This is a genomic window from Flectobacillus longus (assembly GCF_030056705.1).
Taxonomy (GTDB): Bacteria; Bacteroidota; Bacteroidia; order Cytophagales; family Spirosomataceae; genus Flectobacillus; species Flectobacillus longus.
Map to the genome: position 1 here is coordinate 73,161 of NZ_JASHIC010000001.1, position 22,443 is coordinate 95,603.

13 protein-coding genes are annotated in these 22,443 nt (G+C 36.9%); 5 read left to right on the top strand and 8 right to left on the bottom strand.

Annotated features, from left to right (window positions below; translation table 11 throughout):
* Positions 1-228 precede the first annotated feature (228 nt).
* Together QM491_RS00370 and QM491_RS00375 are read left to right on the top strand one after the other, a co-directional pair.
* The gene (locus QM491_RS00370) at positions 229-3,195 is read left to right on the top strand and encodes a TonB-dependent receptor domain-containing protein (RefSeq protein ID WP_283325275.1); all 2,967 of its coding nucleotides are present in this window, start codon (positions 229-231) and stop codon (positions 3,193-3,195) included.
* 177 nt (positions 3,196-3,372) lie between these two features.
* Complete coding sequence (locus QM491_RS00375; protein WP_283325276.1) at positions 3,373-4,389, top strand: zinc-binding alcohol dehydrogenase family protein; 1,017 nt, start codon at positions 3,373-3,375, stop codon at positions 4,387-4,389.
* A 566-nt stretch (positions 4,390-4,955) separates the two neighbouring features.
* Here the strand turns inward: QM491_RS00375 and QM491_RS00380 are convergent.
* Positions 4,956-5,291, bottom strand: a complete 336-nt coding sequence (locus QM491_RS00380) for a DUF779 domain-containing protein (protein ID WP_283325277.1) — start codon at positions 5,289-5,291, stop codon at positions 4,956-4,958.
* A 169-nt stretch (positions 5,292-5,460) separates the two neighbouring features.
* Complete coding sequence (locus tag QM491_RS00385) at positions 5,461-6,981, bottom strand: aldehyde dehydrogenase family protein (protein ID WP_283325278.1); 1,521 nt, start codon at positions 6,979-6,981, stop codon at positions 5,461-5,463.
* A gap of 342 nt (positions 6,982-7,323) precedes the next feature.
* Between QM491_RS00385 and QM491_RS00390 the strand changes: the two genes are divergently transcribed.
* A complete protein-coding gene (locus tag QM491_RS00390) occupies positions 7,324-8,259 on the top strand; it encodes an AraC family transcriptional regulator (RefSeq protein WP_166549377.1) in 936 nt (311 codons plus the stop codon).
* Positions 8,260-8,420: 161 nt separating this feature from the next.
* The gene (locus tag QM491_RS00395; protein WP_283325279.1) at positions 8,421-9,470 is read left to right on the top strand and encodes a hypothetical protein; all 1,050 of its coding nucleotides are present in this window, start codon (positions 8,421-8,423) and stop codon (positions 9,468-9,470) included.
* Positions 9,471-9,682: 212 nt separating this feature from the next.
* Here QM491_RS00395 and QM491_RS00400 read toward each other — a convergent pair whose 3' ends face one another.
* The 5 genes from QM491_RS00400 to QM491_RS00420 form a co-directional block, all read right to left on the bottom strand.
* On the bottom strand, positions 9,683-10,120 hold the full coding sequence (locus QM491_RS00400; RefSeq protein WP_283325280.1) for a hypothetical protein: 438 nt from the start codon (positions 10,118-10,120) through the stop codon (positions 9,683-9,685).
* A gap of 440 nt (positions 10,121-10,560) precedes the next feature.
* On the bottom strand, positions 10,561-10,962 hold the full coding sequence (locus QM491_RS00405; protein WP_283325281.1) for a hypothetical protein: 402 nt from the start codon (positions 10,960-10,962) through the stop codon (positions 10,561-10,563).
* A 206-nt stretch (positions 10,963-11,168) separates the two neighbouring features.
* Positions 11,169-12,902, bottom strand: a complete 1,734-nt coding sequence (locus QM491_RS00410; protein WP_283325282.1) for a glycoside hydrolase family 9 protein — start codon at positions 12,900-12,902, stop codon at positions 11,169-11,171.
* Positions 12,903-12,955: 53 nt separating this feature from the next.
* The gene (locus tag QM491_RS00415; protein WP_283325283.1) at positions 12,956-15,286 is read right to left on the bottom strand and encodes a glycoside hydrolase family 31 protein; all 2,331 of its coding nucleotides are present in this window, start codon (positions 15,284-15,286) and stop codon (positions 12,956-12,958) included.
* Between the two features lie 335 nt (positions 15,287-15,621).
* Positions 15,622-17,343, bottom strand: coding sequence for a tetratricopeptide repeat-containing sensor histidine kinase (locus tag QM491_RS00420; protein ID WP_283325284.1), 1,722 nt, complete (start codon positions 17,341-17,343; stop codon positions 15,622-15,624).
* A gap of 28 nt (positions 17,344-17,371) precedes the next feature.
* Here QM491_RS00420 and QM491_RS00425 point away from each other — a divergent pair, with 28 nt between their 5' ends.
* The gene (locus tag QM491_RS00425) at positions 17,372-18,013 is read left to right on the top strand and encodes a response regulator (RefSeq protein ID WP_283325285.1); all 642 of its coding nucleotides are present in this window, start codon (positions 17,372-17,374) and stop codon (positions 18,011-18,013) included.
* A gap of 354 nt (positions 18,014-18,367) precedes the next feature.
* Here the strand turns inward: QM491_RS00425 and QM491_RS00430 are convergent, their stop codons facing one another.
* A complete protein-coding gene (locus QM491_RS00430) occupies positions 18,368-21,163 on the bottom strand; it encodes a TonB-dependent receptor (RefSeq protein WP_283325286.1) in 2,796 nt (931 codons plus the stop codon).
* Positions 21,164-22,443 lie beyond the last annotated feature (1,280 nt).

Sequence of the window (22,443 nt, forward strand, 5' to 3'; positions counted from 1 at the left end):
GTGTAATAAGTCTTGGGTTAACTTATGTAGATACATATTTTTGCACTTCCGATATTTCCTATCATTACTTTTCTTAATAATTTATCTTACGACGCCAAGATTTGGACAGTTCCACAAACCGCTACGGAAGTCTCTAATCTTCTTTTAGTACATTCTTGAACCAACTTACATCCTTACTTTTCTGTTCGAGGGGGTACTACTCTATTCATCCAATTATACAAACAAACAATGAAAAACATCTTTACTACAAGCATCCTTGCTTTGGGGTTAATGCTATGCGCTTTTGCGTCTTTTGCTCAAACCAAAATCACAGGTAAAGTAACCAATGCATCCACTAATGAAGTAATGGCAGGCGTTAACATTATGATTAGAGGAAAAGTGACGGGTACTACTACCAACCTTGACGGAACATTTACACTTTACACCCAAGTGCCTCTACCTTTCAAACTCGCTATCTCTTTTGTGGGTTATAAAACCCAAGAAGTTGTCATAACCGACCCTCAGGCGAAGTTAGATATCGCCATGACAGAGCAAGTTACCCAAGGAGAAGAAGTCGTGGTATCGGCTGCCCGTGTAGAAGAAAGTGTGATGAAATCGCCCGTAACTATTGAAAAAATTGACATTCGTTCGATTCAAGCCAATCCTGCGTTCAACTTCTTAGAGAGTTTGAAATACCTCAAAGGAATTGATTATACGACGCAATCCATGTCTTTTACCTCTATCAACGCTCGTGGATTTAATGCCAATGGCAACAACCGCCTCGTACAGCTGGTGGATGGTATGGACAATCAAGCGCCTGGTACCAATTTCTCGGTAGGTACAATTGTAGTTACCTCCGATATTGACTTAGCAAGTGCCGAATTTTTGCCTGGAGCAGCCTCTGCGCTTTACGGTCCAAATGCCCTCAATGGTATTTTGTTGATGAATACCAAAAGTCCTTTTTTGTATAAAGGTCTAAGTGCCAACCTCAAAACGGGTATTATGCACGAAAGCAATCGTAGTCAGCCCAACAGCTCATTCTATGATTTTAGTATGCGCTGGGCACAGTCGTTCAATGATAAGTTTGCGATGAAAGTCAACTTCTGGTATATCGGTGTACCAAGAGATTGGGCAGTAAGTAATACTTTGAATATGAATGATGGCTTGACTGGCAAAACTAATCGTTTGACAGACCCTAACTACAATGGTGTCAATGTTTATGGTGATGAAGTCTCTCAAGATTTGCGTGCTATTGCTGACAAAATGGTAGCTGCAAACTTAATTCCTGCATCTTCGGCATCATTGATTCCGTACGGTACTTTAGTGAGTCGTACAGGATATAATGAATTGGATTTGGTAAAACCTGAAGCTAAAAATATTCGTACCAGTGTAGCACTGCATTATCGTTTGAGTGAAAATATTGAAGCCATTGGACAATTCATGTATGGTAGTGGAACTTCGGTATATATGGGTTCTGATCGATACTCACTTAATAACTTTGATGGTCTTCAAGCAAAATTAGAGTTGAAAGGTTCAAACTTTTACTTGCGTGGATATACCACTCAAGAACGTTCAGGAAATACTTTTGCAACGGGTGTATTGGCACAGTTACTCAACGAAAGTTGGGGTGGCGGAAGTACTACTTGGTATCCTACGTACGTTGGTGCTTATCTAAAAGCCTTACAATCAGGAAGTGTAGGAATTAATGCACACAACGTTGCTCGTGGCATTGCCGATGCTGGTCGTCCAGTAGCTGGCTCTGCGGTTTTCAATGCTTTAACTGCCGATATTAAAAATGTAAATATTGCCGCAACAGACAATGCTTCCTATCCTTATGGCGGTGCACACCTTTACGACAGAACAAATATGTATCAGTTGGAGGGTATGTACAATTTCAAAAATGAAATTAAGTTTGCAGAAGTAATTGTAGGGAGTAACTACCGCATGTATGACCTAAACTCAGGAGGTACATTTTATCCTGATAGGGATGGTAAAGGAATTCAGGTAAACGAATGGGGTACATATTTGCAAGCCACAAAATCGTTATTTAACGAGAAGTTAAAAATTGTAGCATCAAGTCGTTATGACAAAAACCAGAACTTCGAAGGACAGTTTTCTCCGCGTGTCGCAGCAGTAGTATCTCCTTGGAAAGAGCATTCTTTCAGAGTGTCTTATCAAACAGGCTTTAGAATACCAACAATTCAGTCACAGTATGTCGACATTAAAGCACCACAAGCGATTGTTATCGGCGGGTTGGGTAACTATGCGACTAAATACGGCTTGAATTCTACAACAAACCCAGCTTATACTGTGGCAACGGTGAAAGCATTTGGCACTCAAATTCAGGAAAGAGCTACAGCCCTAGCTCCAAATATTGCGACAGGATTGCAAGCAGAAGCTCAGGCCAATCCACAAGCATTTGCCAACAAATATGGCGTTGCACCTTCGGCAGCATCTATTGCTGATTTAACAACCAAACTAGCGACTCAACAAGGTACACAAGCTGCTTTAGCATCGGGTATATTAAAACCTTACGAGTTTAAACCTTACAAGCCAGAAATTGTACAATCGTACGAAATTGGGTATCGTGGTTTGATTGCCAATGCTTTGTATATCGATGCTAGTTATTATTACAACCAATTTAAGAATTTTGCTTATCAAGAAACCTTGATGCAATCAACTACTGGAACGCCACTTGGTTTGCTCAGCGAAGCTACTCGTCAAATTTACTCGATGCCAGCCTCTTCGCAAGGAAAAGCAGTAACCGAAGGTTTTGCCGCGGGCGTTGATTATCGTTTACCAAAAGGTTTTTTAATTGGTGGTAATATCTCTTATAATTCATTGAAAGAGTTTGACCAAAATATCATTGACCAAGGAGGTACAGCAGCATTCAATACGCCAAAATTCAAGTATTCTGCTTCAATTGCTAACCGTGAACTTGGCAAATCTGGGATTGGATTCAATGTAGTATGGCGTTATCAAGATGCCTTCTTGTGGCAGTCGGGCATTGTAGCAGGATATGACTCAAATGCTACTATTGTACCAGCTATTTCTACGTTTGATGCTCAGATTTCGAAGAAAATTTCAAGCTTAAAATCTATCTTAAAACTAGGCGCAACGAATATTCTAGGAAAATCATACTTTACCGCCTATGGTAATCCGAATGTTGGTTCAACCTACTTTTTATCATTAACATTTGATGAGTTGACAAAATAAACACTTTTTACAGCTAACACATCTATTCGGGTAAAGGAGAAATCTTTTACCCGTTTTTTTATTCATTACCTTCGATTTTGAGTATATAATCCTTTCTTGAACCCTATAGATAAAACACTTACTAATCGATAATTCAATCATTCAGCATAAAAAGCTGTTCTCAATGTTAAATTTTTAATGAAAACACTTACCTTATTACAACCTGAATCTTTTGCGTATTCTGATACAGAAAAACCTTCTTCTCTCCTCCCTAATGAAGTTTTAGTAAAAGTCCATAAAATTGGTATTTGTGGTACTGACTATCATGCTTTTTGGGGTAGACAACCCTTTTTTCAATATCCTCGTATTTTGGGTCATGAATTGGGCGTCGAAGTGATAGCTGTTGGCTCAGAAGTTAATGAAGTAACAGTTGGGCAAAAATGTGCCGTAGAACCATATCTGAATTGTGGCGAATGTTGGGCTTGTGAGCGTGATTTGGGGAACTGTTGTGAAAATTTGCAAGTAATGGGCGTACATACCGATGGTGGTATGCGTGAATATATCAAAGTACCTGCTCACAAACTTCATGTTTCTGATAAATTGAACTATGAGCAGTTGGCATTGGTAGAAACTCTTGGAATTGGTGCTCATGCAGTAGAAAGAGCCAATGTGCAATCAAACGACCTAGTATTGGTAGTTGGTGCAGGCCCAATTGGTTTATCAGTACTTGAGTTTGTCAAACTTCGTGGCGCAAAAGTGGCGGTTGTGGATAGAAACACTCAACGTTTAGATTTTTGTTTAGAACATAAAAAAGCCGATGCTAGTATCGTTGCAAATGACCAAACAGTAGAACAAATTTTGGAAGTATTTGGAGGAAAAATGCCAACAGTAGTTTTGGATGCCACAGGTAGTCCTGCTTCTATGCACCAGTCCTTCAATTATTTGGCAGCAGGCGGAAGATTAGTTTTTGTAGGATTATATCAAGGTGACTATCAGTTCAATGATCCAAGTTTTCATAAAAGAGAATTAACTATCATGGGTAGTCGCAATAGCAAACCGAACAATTTTAGAGAAATTATTGCTGCCATGGAAACTGGCGAATTATCAGTAGATAGCTGGATTTCACACCGTATTACCTTTGAAGAAGTAGCAGAACAATTACCGAAATTGTACACTGAACCTTCATTAGTGAAAGCGGTGATTTCGTGGGAGTAAAATAACGATACTTGTATTTGAGATAAATACCTCCTTAAACATTATAGTAAACGGGTTTTGCGTAAGTCAAGATATGGCTCTTGCGCAAAGCCCTAAACAACGAAATTTTCCGTCTAATCAATTACCCGAAGACCATCATAAATCGGAAAATACTCATCGGTACTGAGTACAAGCATTTTTCTACCAAAGATTGCGAAATGATCAGTAAATCGAATGGGGATGTTTGTATCTAATAGGTAAGCCATTTACTGTTTTTGAAGCTTCTGCAAATTCTGTTGATGTATTTTTTTGAGCCTTTCGGTATTCTTTTTTCTCTCCTCTGGTGTATGAAGTTCATGCTCTTCCAAAAGTCCCTTGTAAGGACTTTTCTTTGAGGGTTTATTTTGAGGATTTACAGTCATAACTATTTCGTATTTTTGTACTACAAATATAGCGATATTTTTAGATTTGTCATGACTTTTATGACCTAGCACATACCTGATAACTACCTCTTAAATTTGATAATTCCTCACACTAAATAGCTGGAGAAATAGTAAATCAGTATTAGCTCAAAAAATACAAACCCATCAACTATTCAATACACATTTACTAGATTTCATTATAAATCTTACTCCTAGAGGCGCCTCTAGCGAAAAACCTCCTCCCTTACCTGGCGAAACGTCTAGTGTCAGTTCAGAGTCTTTCCAAAAAACCAACTGATCATTGGTAGTATAAATAGCACATTCACACACATCCCCTAATTTAATATCTACCTCTCCTAGCCTAAACTCTCCTAATTCGTAGCACTGAGGCTGAGTACCATCACAACAACCGCCACTGATATGAAACATCAGTCGCCCATGTCGATTCTGCAATTGCCGAACCACATCTTTTGCCAAAGCTGTTATCTTAATTTGATTCATATTGAATGAGTGATTGAGTGATTTGTGGTTGAGTGATTTATTTAATTTTGTGCGTTTCACATCCATAACTTGACTCTTTGTATCCTAGAAACGAGTGATTAGTGGTTAAGTGACTTATTTAATATTGTTCAAAATCACTCAACCACTCATTCACACAATCACTCAATGACTAAAAAAATCCTAGTTTATTTTTGTTGTTTGACAACAAGATATTTTTAGTTTGACGATATTGGTTTAATGACATTTTATGTGTTTCGCGACCAAAACCTGACTTTTTATACCCTCCAAACGAAGCATGGGCAGGATAAGCATGGTAGCAGTTTACCCAAACACGACCTGCTTGAAGTTCTCTTGGTACAGTCAACAGCTCATGAGCATCACGTGTCCAAACACCAGCGCCCAAACCATACAAACTATCATTGGCAATAGCGATAGCTTCTTCAACCGTTTTGAACGTAGCCACAGAAGCAACAGGTCCGAAGATTTCTTCTTGGAAAATACGCATCTTGTTATGTCCTTTGAAGAGCGTTGGTTTGATGTAATAACCTTCAGGCAAACCATCGATATATTGAGATGCGCCACCTGTCAACAACTCAGCTCCTTCTTCTTGACCAATTTCGATATAGCTTAAAATCTTGTCGAATTGCTCTTTAGACGCTTGAGCACCCATCATGGTATTTGGGTCGAGTGGATGCCCCATTTTAATCTTTTCTACTCTTTCAACTACTCTTTCAATAAATTTTTCATAAATGCTTTCATGCACCAACATACGAGACGGACAAGTACAAACTTCGCCTTGATTCAAGGCAAACATAGCTGCACCTTCCAAACATTTGTCAAAAAACTCGTCGTCAGCATCCATGATACTTGGGAAGAAAATATTGGCAGACTTACCACCCAATTCCATCGTTACAGGAATAATGTTTTCAGAAGCATATTGCAAAATCAAACGACCTGTTGAAGTTTCTCCTGTAAAGGCTACTTTTGCTATTCTAGGCGATTGCGCTAAAGGCTTTCCTGCTTCTACTCCAAAACCGTTGATAACGTTTACTACACCTGCTGGAAGTACATTTTGTAACAATTCCATCAGGACAAGCAAACCAACTGGCGTTTGTTCAGCAGGCTTCATTACTACGGTACAACCAGCGGCTAAAGCTGGACAAAGTTTCCATGCGGCCATCAAAAGCGGGAAGTTCCAAGGAATAATTTGAGCTACTACTCCAATTGGCTCATGAATGTGCATGGAGATAGTATCGGCATCTAGCTCGGACATTGTGCCTTCGTCCGAACGTAAAACACCTGCAAAATAACGGAAGTGATCTATCGCCAAAGGAATATCTGCCGCCATTGTTTCACGAACTGGCTTTCCGTTATCGATTGTTTCTACTGCCGCCAAATATTCAAGATTTGCCTCCATTACGTCAGCAATTTTCAACAAAATATTACTACGATATGTCGCCGAAGAACGAGACCAAGTAGCAAAAGCTTTATGAGCTGCATCCAAAGCCAACTCAACATCTTCTTTGCTCGAACGTGCTACCTCAGTGAAAGTGCTCCCATCTACTGGAGAAGTATTTTGAAAGTATTCGCCTTTCACAGGTGCTACCCATTCTCCACCAATAAAGTTTTCATATCTCTCTTTGAATTGTGGACGTGCCACCAAACTGCTCACTTCTACTGTTGTTTCCATGTTGCTAAATTGAGTTAAAAGGATTTTGTGTTGTTTGATGTTTCAAAATTCTCATTTTAATCTCACTTCAATCTTCACTATTGTATCATGTTTCTACAATAAAATATCATATTTAATCTTGACAACTTACTATTTACTAAATTGTATAGAATAAAGCTGAAATAGGAAATAAAAAAGACCCATTCACAGACAAAAAAGGTATTTTGGTAGTAAATTGTACCATCAAATACAATCTTATCTTGTTTTTGTGAGTTTTATAAACAGTGTGTTAGTCTTCAAAAAAGAGAGGGACTCCTCATTTTGAAGATTATCAATCCCGATAATTAAAGAGATATTCTGGTCATGGAAAAGAAATTTGCGCCACAAACCCAAGCATTAACCAGTTTGAGACAACTCCAGACGCTAGTAGAGCATCGTTCGACATTCAACTTGAATCATTGTGAGTTGAATATCTTCGAAACCCATCAGCAAAGCGAAAGAGTAAGTCTAAAATTTAATGACTTGGTATTTACCGCTATGCTTCGTGGCAAAAAGGTGATGAATCTTTTTGGAGACAAGCGTTTTGACTACCTGCCAGGCGAGTCCGTTATAGTACCTTCCAATGAAGAAATGATTATCGATTTTCCAGAAGCTAGTTTACATACCCCTACTCAATGTATTGCTTTGGCGATTGATGAAGAAAAAATTAAAGAGACGGTAGATTTACTAAATGAAAAATATGCTAAAGTTGAGCAAAACGAACTTTGGGATATTGACCTCAATCGTTTTCATATCAAGAATACCCAAGAGTTAGCCAGCACTATTGATCGGTTGGTATATGTTTCCAAAGAAAATAATGTATCCAAAGACCTGTTTGCCAATTTCGCCCTACAAGAACTATTGCTTCGCCTAATGCAAACGCAAGCCCGTGTGTTGATTTTTGACAATTATATGCAATATATCAATACCAATCGTTTTGCACATGTGGTAAAATACATTCGCGAGAACTTGGCTGAGAATCTCACCATTGAAAAACTCAGCGATATGGCTTGTATGTCAAAAGCGCATTTTTTCCGTAGCTTCAAACGTGAGTTTGGATTAAGTCCTGTCGAATTTATCATTCAAGAAAGAGTAAAGTTGGCCAAAAAGCTACTGGCCGACCCAAGTACTAGCGTAACAGATGCTAGTTACCGAGTGGGCTTTCAGAATGTCAATTATTTTTGTACTATTTTCAAAAAATATGAAGGTACAACACCTACTTATTTCAAGAAAAATCTTCCTATTCTAAAAGCTTCATGAGATTGATTTCATGACAATGTTTCATCGCTACCCTATTCATCAGCACAGATTATTTGTCAAATAATTTGCATTTACGCAAAAGGAGTGAAAAATTCATGCTTTGATTTGCACCAGAATGAAATTGACTGATTCAACTATTCGTTCATAAAATCCTTTCTTGCATGAATTATAACAGAAAACAAGGTGAGTTTCTCTTAGAAACAATTGAAGAGTGGCAAAAGCGAGGAACCATCAACAACGATACCGCCGAAAAACTTAAATCCGAAATACAAATTCGACCTTTTGATTGGATGAAACTGGCCATCTATGCGTTTTGGATTGCCATGATTTGTATCATTATTTCGGTAGCTACTGCACTCAAAGACAATCGTCTTATCGAACTCATCACCGAACTTTTTACTTCCTCTAATACAGCTATATGTATTGGTTTTATTGGTATCGCAGCGGGGCTGTATGCTTGGGGACTGAATCGTCGCAAAAATCATCCACAAAATCTATTTAGCAACGAAACCATCTTTTTGGGAGGTGTATTGGCAACGGCAGTAGCTGTTGGCTATTTTGGAAAAGTCATCGACAATGGCAGTGGGCACTTTTCTATGCTATTTTTACTTTCTACCTTCATTTATGCAGGTTTGGGATTCTGGTTTCCTTCGACATTGGTCTGGATTTTTGCCGTATTATCGTTCGGAACATGGTTTGGCACTGAAACAGGCTATGCTTCAGGCTGGGGAGCTTATTTTATTGGTATGAACTATCCAATGCGATTTGTATTGTTTGGACTAATGTTGACCATTGCTAGTTTTTTTATCCCGAAAAAATCAAAACTGGATGATTTCCAACATCCTACTTATGTGCTAGGGCTTTTGTACCTTTTTATCTCACTTTGGATACTTTCTATTTTTGGCAACTATGGCGATATGGATTCTTGGTATCATGTCAAACAAATCGAATTATTTCACTGGGGAGTCTTATTTGCTGGCGCGGCAATTGTAGCCATTTGGTATGGACTCAAACAAGACGATTATACCTCCCGAAGTTTTGGGATTACTTTTTTGTTTATCAACCTATACACCAAATTTTTTGAATACTTCTGGGATTCAATTCACAAAGCTGTCTTCTTTCTGATTCTTGCTGTATCGTTTTGGTTTTTAGGTCAAAAGGCGGAAAAAATCTGGAATTTAGAGTTTTTGAAAGGAGAGAAAAAAGAATAAACCATTTAGCGATTTAGTGATTATGTAAAAATTTGTATTCTAGCAGTAGAGACACAATGATTGCGTCTTCAGCCAAGTTATATCGAGTATAGTAGCATCAAAAAAGCGGTCGGAAAATATTTTCCGACCGCTTTTTTGAGGAAAACTTAGAGAATAATCTCAATCGTAAAATTCGGGATGAATCATGAAAGTTTTCAAGCTTTACGTTAAACTTATTTTTTCAAAAACGTTGCTGTGTATACTTCATTAGAGTTGGTCAAGTAGTTGTACACACTTACAGGAGCATGAAACTCGTTAGCTTCAACATAAATATCTGCACCAAAACGTATTTTCTTTCCATCATTTTGGGCAGCATAATTAAAGCTTGAGCCCATTCCTCCTCCAGCATTTGCGGTTTTAATCTCAATACTAATCTTAATTGTTGCAGAGCCATTTGACTCTTTCTCTAAGTGCAAAGTACCTGAACTACCAGCCACGAAATTTCCTTTGGTATCTACTAAAGAAATAAGTTGATAATCCCCCAGCGCTGATTCAAAATTGTTTTTAGTACTGACAATAGGTTGAATCTGTTCTTCAGATGATTGTTGTTTACAGGAAATTACCATGAAGGGTAATAGCAATAGAAGTGATTTTTTTAGGTAAATATTCATGAGTATAATTTGATGATTGAAAAGTCTACAAAGCTACCCATAAATCCTCAATAGTTAGTACAACAACTAAAAATCTTATCTATGTATGCGTACTGGTATTTGTTATCTCAAACGTTTTAATTTCTTAATTTTAAAAGGGTTTTACATGAAAAAAACTCCCCAAAATATGAGAAGATTTTAAGTACTAATGCAAAATAAAATTGCATTAGTACGCTTTAAGCCGTAGGCATTAAGCAAAGAAGATTTACTTATTTCGTGAGAAATACTATTTAACTTTTAGCCTAGAGCTTAAAGCGGGTAAAATTATTTTAATTTTGCTCGCTAACTTAAGTATGAGTGCTAAATTGTGAGTGATGAGTTTTGAGTGTAATTTTGTGATTACTAATATCTTATCCCATCAATTTCTTAAATTTAATTTTGCACGATTACTTATAATGCTATTATTTTGTAAACACAGCCGTATAAATTCCTGAACCTGTTGGAATTGAAGCATATAGAGCTCCTGACTGATAGTAGTGATCGGTACCAAAACTAATTTTTGTTCCAGAAACTGACACCGTATATGTGTTTGTAATATTTACATTTGAAGTAGAAGTTCCGCTCTTCAAGGTTACAGCATACGTAAATCCAGCGGTATTTCCATTTTCTCTTTTTACGGTCAAAGTACCTGACCCAGTTACTGCTTGCCCAGCAGTGTTTGTAATAGAACGAAGTGTGTATGAACCTATGGCAACATCGAAGTCCACTGTTGGGACAGTGTTGGTATTGTCATCGTCAGAACTACAACCAAAAAGAAGTGCAATTGAGAAAAATAGGGTTAAAAAACTATAAAGCTTTTTCATAATAATTTAAGGGTTCGTTTTAATAATGTTTGTTGTGACAAAGGTACAACTCAAAGAACTTTTTGAGCAACCATTTTAGTAATTCACAACAAAAACATAAAACAACAAGCTATTAATCAACAACTTAACCCTACTGGAAGTTATTTTACGGTTTTCAAAAAATAGGCATAAAACTATTCGTATTAACAAATGTATGAAAGTGCATTTTAATGATAATAAGACTCCAAAGCCATTGCCAAATAAACCAATGGAGCATTCCAATTGATGGCAATTTCGTTAGAGGCATACGAACAATCCGAATCAGAAAATGACTCATCTGGAACCTTCGAATCGTATTTACACTGGTCTTGCTGACCAGGATTTGGACCGCCCGAAAGTAGTCCTGGCACTGGCTCGTCTATGCCATCGGCTATAGACGGTCGGTGATGCGGGTGCATAGGATATTTACTCCCATAACCCGTTAACAATGAATATCCAACACCATTTCTTCCTAACAAGTAGTCCATATTTCCCAAAGCTGCCTCCAAGTAGATTTTTTTAGGATTAAGCTGAAATGCTTGTAGTAAAAACATGGCTTGGTTGGCCGCATGAGAAGAGCTTCCCCACATAAAATCTTTGGCTGATTTTCCCATCACTGTTCTAAACAATGGCTTATCCAAATCCTTCACCATTTCATCGGCCTGCTGCAAGACGGTATTTTGAATTTGTGCTATTTTATTAGCCGTAAATGAGGGCAAAGTTTTTCGTGCTTTTAACAGAGAAAATGCTCCTAATGGCATCACCGAATTCCACGATTGAATAGGAAGCCAATACACATCAGTACTAGCGATGCCTTCCCAATATTGGGATTTTTGCGTGGCTACAAACAACTCTGCTGATGCCCAAAACCATTCGTCTGTATCATTATTATCCTCATATCCACCAGTCGTAATAGCAGGTTTAAACTTTTCGTTATTCTGATTCTGACGATAGAATACTTTAGGATTAGCTTTTGCCCAATTCCATGCACTTTCCGCTGATGTTAAACACCTACTTGATAGTTCAGGGTTATAGGGTTTTAAAATCCTTGAGGCTTGTGCCATTACTGCGGCAAAATCTAGACTCGCAATAGTATTCTTTTGTACTACATATCTAGGCTGAATAGCCTTGTCAGGCATCACCATTCCATCAAAATTGGCATTCGTTAACTTATGATATACACCACCATCAGTTGGATCTTGCATCGTTAACATCCATTCCAAATTCACTAGAATTTCATCTAATAAATCAGGAAGATTATTGCCACTTTCAGGAATATTGAGTTCTAAGTCATTGGCAGTTTTGGGAAAATCCTCCAATGCCGAAAGCAAAGTGTACATGGTTATCCCCGAATTGACAATGTATTTATTGTAATCCCCAGCATCATACCATCCCCTTGGAGAATTGATACGAGTACCTTCAGGACGATTCGTTGACACAGCATTTGCATGAACCAATACCGAGGTATCAGGATGTCCTGCTTTTCTCGCCCATTTTCCTGCATATTTCTCAGGCAAATCCTCAGAAACGCGTTGAAAATAATAGCCTTTGATGGAAGCTTTTGCTACATTACTCAATGCATTATTTCGGATTTCAAAAGGATACGATTCTCCGAGCTTTTCTACTGAAAGTATATAATTCCCGTTTTTCTTAAAGTTAGAAAAATCTATTTCCTGTGTATATTTTTCAGAAAAAGGGCTTTTTACTGCTTCTTTTATTTTTCCTTTATAAACAACCTTATGAGATTCTTTTTCAATAAGCGTAAAGTTTTCAAAGTTTTTACCAACCACAAGCGCTTGTTTTGGCGCATTGGGGTAAAAACCAACTTGATTAAGCCGAATTTGGTCGGCAGGATTTTGGGCGAATAACCCAAATCCTGCCAGTAAAAATCCAGCCAAGTAGAGAAAACTAACTTGATTCATAGTATTAAATAAATTGGATAAATAGTCGGTAACGACCGAAGAATTAAATAGTATTATTTTTCAAGAAAACTCACACAATTCCACTTCACTTTTTGGTTATAGGGGTCTTTGAGTAATTGCGTTTTCTTACCTTTTGTTACTACACTGACTTCCTGCCATTGGCTATCGTTTGGCAGATAAACTTTTCCAGTAGCAACGCCGTTGGTTGCATAACTGACCAGTTTGATAGTTGACCAATCAATTTGTGCGGTAGATTGCGCTAATTTTACCTGTGGAATTACAGCGCCTTCTTTTACCAATATAACAATCGAAAACTCACCACCTTCAATTTTATGCCAGCCACCTTCATATACTTTATTTGACTGAAAATCAATCCATTTACCTTTTGGCAAATACACATTTCTTTCATTTGAGCCCGTTTCAAAAATCGGTGCAACTAATAAATCTTCTCCTAATAGATATTCATTTTCTATTTGCCATGCTCCAGGGTCTTCTGGAAACTCTACGAATAAGGCACGCATCATAGGTAATCCCTTTTCAGAAGCTACCTTTGCTTGCGCATAGATATATGGCATCAATTTATATTTTGTTTCTGCTACTTTTCTAAAAGTATTCAAGAATTTCTCACTATAAGCCCAAGGCTCTTTAGGCGGTTGACCGTGGCAACGCGAATGTGAAGTAAATAAACCAAAAGGTGCCCAACGACGATATAAATCTTCTGGTGTTTGGGCGGCAAATCCACCAGCATCATGACTCCAAAAACTAAATCCTGATAGACCAATTGATAAGCCTCCTCTTAACTGCGCTTCCATACCCATATCCGAAGCTTCGGCGTCGCCACCCCAATGCAAAGGATAACGCTGACTACCAGCCCATGTACTACGAGCCCAAATGATATTGTCGCCTGTAATTTGTTTGGTAATATCGGCTACGGTTTTGTTATATCTTAATGGATACAAATTATGTTCATAAAAACCTGTACGACCATTCGAATAAATACCATTCAGTGGCGCTGCCTCGCCAAAGTCAACTTTGATGACTGAGACACCCATTTTTAGCAGATTTCCGATTTTATTCTGATACCATTCAATGGTATTTTTATTGGTAAAATCTAATACTGCATCCTCATAAGGCAGATTTCCTTTAGCATTTTTGACACTCAATCCTTTTGAAACTATTTCTGAGAACAATTCATTTTTCGGAACAAAATAAGGCAACTGCCACAAGCAGGTTCTAAATCCTTGCTCTTTCAAATCAGCAATCATTTTTACAGGATCCTGAAAACGATTTTTCGAAAACTCATAATCACAACGCCAATCTGTTTCAAACCAGCCTGTGTCAAAATGTATCACATCAGAAGGTATTTTATAATCTCTCAACTGCTTGGCAACTGTACGACCATCTTGCTCTGAAAAATACGAAATACGGCTCATCCACAAGCCAAAAGACCATAATGGTGGCATAGAAGCCTTACCAGTGATATTGGTATATTCATCCAAAATATCTTTGGGTTCGCCCAAAAAAACAAACAAATCCAAACTTTCATCCCCAATTAATAAAGCGTTTGAAGCCCCAAATGTCGCCCCAAAATCACATGTTATAGGCGATGAGGTGTGCATAAACATTCCGTATCCACGACTACTCATGAAAAATGGAATAGGCTTATACATACCGTTGGTTTCTACGCCATTAGGGTCGGTGGTATAAAGATTTACCTTTTGTCCATATTTGTTTAATCGGGTAAACGACTCGCCACAACCAAAGATTTTTTCGTCAGGCGAAAGTGTAAATACTGCTGCAACACTACGTGAATAGTCGGCTGCTCGGCGAACAAACGAAAAAGGTAATGAAGGCGTAAAAGAAGTTTTTCCATCTACTTGATGGCGTGTCTTGGTGAGTAGTTTTCCATTGGCATCATGGATTTCGATTGCCCAAGGATTTTCGGTAATAATAACTGTACCAAAAGCACTTTTGTATTGATGCCCATTATTGGTTTTTGAATATACCCATGAAGCATCTTTATTGGGTTCTTTTACCAACATTAAAGACGGCTCCGTTGACGGTGCAACATAACCTGTTTGAGCTTTGATACGAATCGTTTTGGGCGAAACAAACTCAATACTAAATGGAAGTACTGGGTCGGCAGCGTATTCAATGCCAGGAAACTCATTGCCTGAGACTTTATGAATCCCCGCCATAGTATTATTAAATGCGTGCTGAGGATAGTACTGGTTTCGTCTCCATTTCAACTGTCCTTGTCCAGTAGTAGGATTAAAACCTGCTAGGCTATCTGCTAAAAAATAAGTATTGGTAAAATCTCTAAAATCACGACTTAAATCAAATGGCTCATTTTGTAAGGCTGGACCACTTTGTCCTAATGTCATAGTGACAGAGGATAGTAGTGATAATAGAACCAAAACTTTTTTTGTAAATCTTTGCATATTTCTTCTGTAATCCATTGATTAATAGCGGATAGGAGATTTTACTTTAGGCATGGTTATGTGACCTATGCCCAAAAGTAAAATGCAGCTCCCAATTCAATTTTTAATCTATATTTATGTGTTTTTTGGATACAACTTGTTGTGTTGACTTGAGAAGTCTTTCTTTAATACAAATTTCTATTTTTTTTATCTTATAAAACTCAGGGTTAATCCCTAAAAATAAAACTCAGGGAAAACCCTGAGTTTTATTTTTAGCATTCCAGTTTCTCTTAATCATATCAATTATTCTCATCTACTTCTATATTGATGGAAGTACCAAACTGTTGATCACTTTCGATGGAGAGAGTTCCTTGTAAGTAGTCTAATCTCGAACGAATATTTTGCCATCCCCTCACAGAATGTTGAGCTATACTTGGGTCAAAACCCTTCCCATTATCCTCAACAGTCAAATGAATATGATTTTCTTGAAAACTTATCTGAATAAGCACCTCTGTAGCTTCGGCATATTTCAAGGCATTTGCCAATAACTCCTGAACAATTCGATAAAGCATCAAGGTTTTTTCTTTTCCAAAATCAATACTTTGCCCGTACACCTGAAATATTATTTCGGTTTCTTCCGAATGATTCTTGCTAACCAAATCTTCAATAGCGGCAATCAATCCAAAGTTTTGAAGATTTGAGGGTTGCAAATTTCCAGAGATATTCCGCACCTCTTTACAGGCATCATCGAGCAAGTGTTGTAGCTGAACATTGTTCCAAAACGGAGCATCCATCATCATTTTGATTCTCGATAACAAAGTCCCTACCCCATCATGTAAATCCTGAGAAATACGAAGACGTTCTTGCTCTTGTCCATTAATCAATGCTTGTAAGGTATCTATTTGTGCCGTTTTGAATACTCTATCAGCTTGGAGTTTGGCTACTTTTTGTTTTGAGAAATAAGCGTACAGAAGTATCACTAGCAACAAAAAAGCCACCAAAATCGTCAAGAGATAAATCCGTTCTGTGGCTTTTAAGGAAACTAATTCAGCTTCAGCCAAGCGTTTTTCGAGGGCAATTTTTGAGATTTTCTCTTGTTGTTCTTCCAATAATTGATACTCCCGATATTGTCGTACTTCCACTTCCAGCTTTGAACTTTCGAGCAATTGAAAAGTTTGATAAGCTAAGAAAATGTACTCAAAAGCTTTATTAAACTGTTTATTATGCTGATAAACTAATCCCATTTCTTCATAAATCGCTTTACGAAGCAAAAGCATACTAAAGTACTTTTCGGTTATGTTTTTTGCCAAATTTAAAGATTGTATCGCCTCTTCATTTTGATTCAATCTACGATATGACGCACCCAAATAGAAATACGAAACGGCTTCTAGCCAAGCAACCTTAATATTTTGGGCAATCCTCATACTTTCAGTTGCCTTCTTGATAGCTTCATGATAATACCCATTTCTCCTGTACCAATCTGCCCAAGCGGCAGCATTTCTACCTTTTGAAATAGCTGATTGTGGTAATTCGTCGGCCCTGACTAGATATTGCTTTGCCTTCAGCATTTCTTTCTGACGAATAGCTAGGTTAGCAAGGTTTATCAAATGCCCAATTTCCATATCTGGTCGATGAATCTTACGAAAATATTGTACTGCACTCGACAGATATTCATTGGCATAACTGGCAAAAATGGGACGATCCATAAAGTAAGTGCCCAACGAGCCTTTTACCTCATAGTAATGTAAAGAATCACCCAAGACTCGGAAATAATCCATACTTTTGCGATAACTCTCAATAGGAGATTCGTCGGGCAAATTCCATCGCTCTTGACTTTTGGCTTTAGCCAAATACGTCATGGCTAATCCCTTAATATTATTTTTTTCATGAAATTCCTTGATGTAACGCTCCAAGGTGGATTTTTCGTAAAGAGAATCGGGATGGGGCAATTGCTGAGCCTTTAGTTGATTCAAGACAAATATTCCCAATCCAAAAAGTATATATCGTAAATAGCTTTTCATAACCAATAGATTTTTGACAAAAAAACAGATGATTCGTGTAATATTAGTCGATGACCACAAAATTTTTACAGAAGGGCTCGCTCACATACTTGGGTTGGAGTCTGACATAACCGTTGAAGGACAATGTCAGTCAGCCAAAGAGCTTTTTGCAGTAATGAATTCCACTGAGGATGTGGTAGTGCTACTCGACATTAATTTGGGGCATGAAAGTGGCTTGGATATATGTAAAAATATTTCTGATAATTATCCTTTGGCCAAGGTTATAGCTGTTTCGATGTACCAAGAAGAGAGCTTTATTACTAAAATGCTGAAAAATGGTGCAGCAGGATATTTATTAAAAAATACAGGGCGAGAAGAGTTTTTGAAAGCCATAAGAGCGGTCAGCGAAGGAAAAAGCTATCAAAGTGCTGCCATAACCGAAATCATCATGAATGGACTGAGTCGTCAAAAAAGTCAGGAACGTAATCTACACGAATTGAAGTTTACAAGAAGAGAAAAAGAGATTTTGGAACTGATTGCCAAAGGACAAACTACCAAATCAATAGCCAATACGCTTTGTATTAGCGAAAAAACAGTAGAAACTCATCGCAGTAATTTACTAGCAAAATTCGATGTCAAAAATATGGTAAGTTTGCTAAAACTTGCACTGGAATATGGATATGTGAAGTAGGCTTTGGGCTTAAGAAAATTGGGATTCTTTAATTTTATACTCAAAATCTCACTCAGATTTTAGCATATTAAAAAGCCCATATTCCACATAAGAATCATCCCAGTTTTAAACTAAGCTGACTTTATAAATTTCATTAAAAAAGCGCTCGAAAAACAATTTTCGAGCGCTTTTTTGCTACTTCTATGCTATGTCCAACTCGGCCAAAGACGCAAAGCATTGCGTCTATACTAGTAAAATGAAGATTAAAATTAATCACTCATTCATTCAATCGCTAAATTCAGGATGACTTATGTTTGGCTTATATCACTAATCACACTTTGTGCCTTTGCGCCTTTTCCCTAACAAACTTACTCATTAGCTATTTCCTTTGAAATTACGAATATTGTAAGTGAAAGTTAGCATAAAGTACTGCGTCAAAACGTTTGAGCGAACGTCAGCAATATAAGTATCTGTTACTGTACGAGTAATGCTATTGTTTTTCTTCAAGACATCAAATACTGTAATTTTGGCTTCTGCACGCTGATTTTTCAAGAATTTCTTCCCTGCTGACATATTCCACAAAATAAACTGCTGATTGAAAGAATCTGACAAACCATTGTATCTGTAATAGCTCAAATCTGATTGAAATACAAATCCTTTTCCAAAAATTAAATTTAATCTACCAGTTGCTGTATGTACATAATACTTGGTATTCAACTGTGGCTGTAAGGTATTATCCACTTGATTGAAACCCAAATTGTATGTCAAGTTAAAATCGATATTGGTACTAATATTACTTGCAAATGTAATACCTTGGTTAAAATTATACTGGTTACTGTTGTTCAACTGGTCGTTGATTTTGCCTGGCAATTTCGAATAATTATAGCTGGACGTCAGGTTAACATTGGTTTTAATAAATGACAATGGAAAACCAATTACCATAAACGAACGCATATTCAAAGAGTTATCAAAGTTGACAGGGCGAGTCAACTGAGCACCTTTTCTCAAAGTCACACCTCTGTCGATAATCATATCTTGCTGTGCAATAATCACTTCATTACCAATTGGATTTTTGGTATAACCAAAATTACCCAACAACATAAATGTTAGAGCCTTAGCTGGTATATTATAAGTATAGCGAGCATTTAAGTTATGGCTATATTCTTGTGCCAAATTTGGATTACCACTGGTCAAAAATAAAGGATTGGTATTGTCCAATACATTTTGCAACTGAGTGATACTTGGGGCATTGGTTGAAGTACGATAGTTAAAACGGATACGACTATCTTGTGTAAATCTGTAATCCAATTGCAGATAAGGCAAAATATTTTGAAAACTAGTTTCTACTTGCGTTGTTCTTGGGAACAACTGTTGTCCCGAAAGTTCCGCCGACTGATAGTTGGCACCTAAGTTTAGATTACCACTTTTCATACGCAAATTATACCCTAATCCAGCACGATGGGTAAGATAGTCATTATCAAACTTGTTTGATAATAGGGAGTCTAACACTGAATATTCGTTAGATGTCGGGTTAAATTTATTAGTTACTTTATCACTCTTATTGTTGTTGAATGACACATTGTACGTTCCTTGTAATAATCCTTTTCCGATAGGTTCTGTATAAACTAAGTTAGCAGACAAAGTATAACCTTTGGTATCAGTTACAGAAATCTGTCTAGTAGCTGAGCTTGTATTACTTGTAAAATACTGGTTGTTTGAAACTAGATTACTATTGGCATTTCTGTCATTGAGAGCTGTACTCAAATTCAAAGAAACTGAACGACCACGTTTTGCAAAACTATGACGATACAAGATGTCATTGTTAAAGGTATATCCTGTACGTTTGGCTGTAGTATTATTAGCAGTCTGGTTGAGTTTCTGATTATTAGCATCTGTAGTCAAACCGTCGACAATACTCGTAGAGTTATTATTTTGAAGATTTAATCTTGGGGTAAAAATGATGGTATTTTTCGGGTCAATCGTATATTCCAAACGAAGATTCAAACGGTGGTTATAATTATTACTTGTGCTATTTGATTGTTCGTCATAATACTGATTTGCAGCCTGACTCAAGAAATAAGTACGATATGTTGACTGAGCATTATTATTATTACTATTATTAAAAAAGTAACTTCCTTTTATCGCCAATTTTTTACCCCAGTTGTCTGTATAGTTTACTCCGACTGAATTAGTGGTATTGATACCCGTTTGCTGTCCCACCAAAAAATTATCTGCTGAACTTCCAAAGTTACCGCCACCGCCACGGTTGCCACCACCGCCACCGCGGTTGCCACCACCGCCGCCACTGCTACTAATTCCTAGAAGGTCCTGACTCGAAAAATTTTGTTGATTGATATTATTACTCATTCCAACCACAGACCATCTTTTTTCGCCATTAAATAAGTTGATATTTCCCCCAGCAGAATAATTATCGTTTGTTCCTAGTCCAGCATAAATTTTACCAAACTGACCATTACGTCTATTAGGATTTGTCACAATATTAATCGTCTTAGTGGTATTTCCATCATTAAATCCTGTCAGTTGAGATTGGTCACTCAAACGATCCATAATTTCAATCTTGTCAATTAATTCGGCTGGTAAGTTTTTCAAAGCGATATTGGGATCATCACCAAAAAATGGTTTTCCATCTACGAGCACCTGAGCAACATTTTCACCTTGTGCCTTGATTTGTCCATTCTCAACAGTAATTCCTGGCAATTTTTTTACCAATTCATCTGCATTGGCATCGGGCGCTGTTTTGAAAGCATTGGCATTGTACTGTAAGGTATCGCCTTTTTGAACCATTGTGGCAGCTTTTCCTTTTACTACAACTTCATTGAGTTCGTTGGTACTTTCTTGTAACGCAACATCTCCAAGGTTATTAAATTCCTTCGAAATGGTAATACTTTTGGTTAATTCTTTATAACCGACAATAGTTGCTTTAAGTTGGTATGTGGTATTTAAGGGCAAACGATTGATAATAAATCGACCATTCACGTCGGAAGGACCAAAATGCTTATCTTTTGCATCATTAGGATTTGTCAACACTACGTTTACACCAATCAAGGCTTCGCCCTTGGCATCTACAAATTTTCCAGTAAGTCGACTCGTTTGTGCATAGGCTCCAAAACTAATAAGAATTAGTAGAGCGGTTCGGAAATAGGTTTTCATAAATTTATTTTAGATAAAGATGAAATTATATCTTTTCGGATTTTTGTTGCTTAGACTATATAAGAAGTGCTTTTGTTTAGTGCAAGAAATACACAGAACGACTTTAAAAGACTCATAGTAGACCAATGAATTTTAAACATCGACCAATCATTTTTTTATGTAGATAAAAAATAAGTAAATAGTAAGATTTGTGATTTAGAGAAATATGAATATCAAGTTTTTTCGCATTGCGATAGCGAAAAATAGTACTATTTAAGAAATATATTACGAATAAATCCTTAAGATATTGGCGATAAGAATCTACTCAATGTCAATAAATTAAGCACTAAAATTGTATTGAGCAAGTAGTTAATAGTGTACTAAAACTCCTTTTAAAAGACTTATAGATATCCAGTCATTTGAGGGTAACCGAAGATATAGACATTTGCGACAAGCTATTATTATCAAATGATTTTTATCATTTATATTGTACTTTAACTATATATTCTTGTATAAAATTTCATCTACTTTATATTTCAGGTAAAATATAACATTTCGAACAAATAAGCTTAAAATCAATATTTCTTCATTAAAATAGCATTATCTACTAGTAACATTCATTGCAAGTTACTCAAAACATTTACCGCTCCCTCATTTCCTGAAAAAATTGAGTTTAAACTATTGGATTTTAACGTTTTTTTTTACAATTTGGTCACTAGAAATTGCTTTATTATCGTAACAATCGCTCAATCTACTGAAAAATCATCCCGAATAACCACATACGCCATCAATATGGGGTTCTATCAATTTAAAAACAATTTTCTTGCTTAAACTACAAACTTATGAGACCAAGAATATCCTTGTTGGCTTGGTTCTATATTTAACACACAATATTATATTTAAGTGGTATGTTTGAAGAATCTATCAATCCTTTATTCCTAATCGTTTTCCTGTACGGATTTGTACAACTTTCGATTTTAATCTATTACTTCGTACGCAAATCAAGTAGTAGAAAATGTCCCAGCTGTGGAAACCCTTACGGTACTCGTACCAAAAGAGGTGTTTTTTTAAAGACGTTTTTGTTTTTTATTCCCAATATTAAGTATTATACATGCTTGAATTGTGGCACAAAATATTTCTCAACAATCAGTGAGAAAAAAGAAGTTCTTGTGGACAAATAAAATCATCGAGGCTAAAGTCCAAATTTATGGACTTTATTACCACTCAAAAATATTTTAGTTAAATCTGTTTTGACCTTGAAGGCTTCGGATTTAAGCATTAATTCTATAAAGCATTTTCCA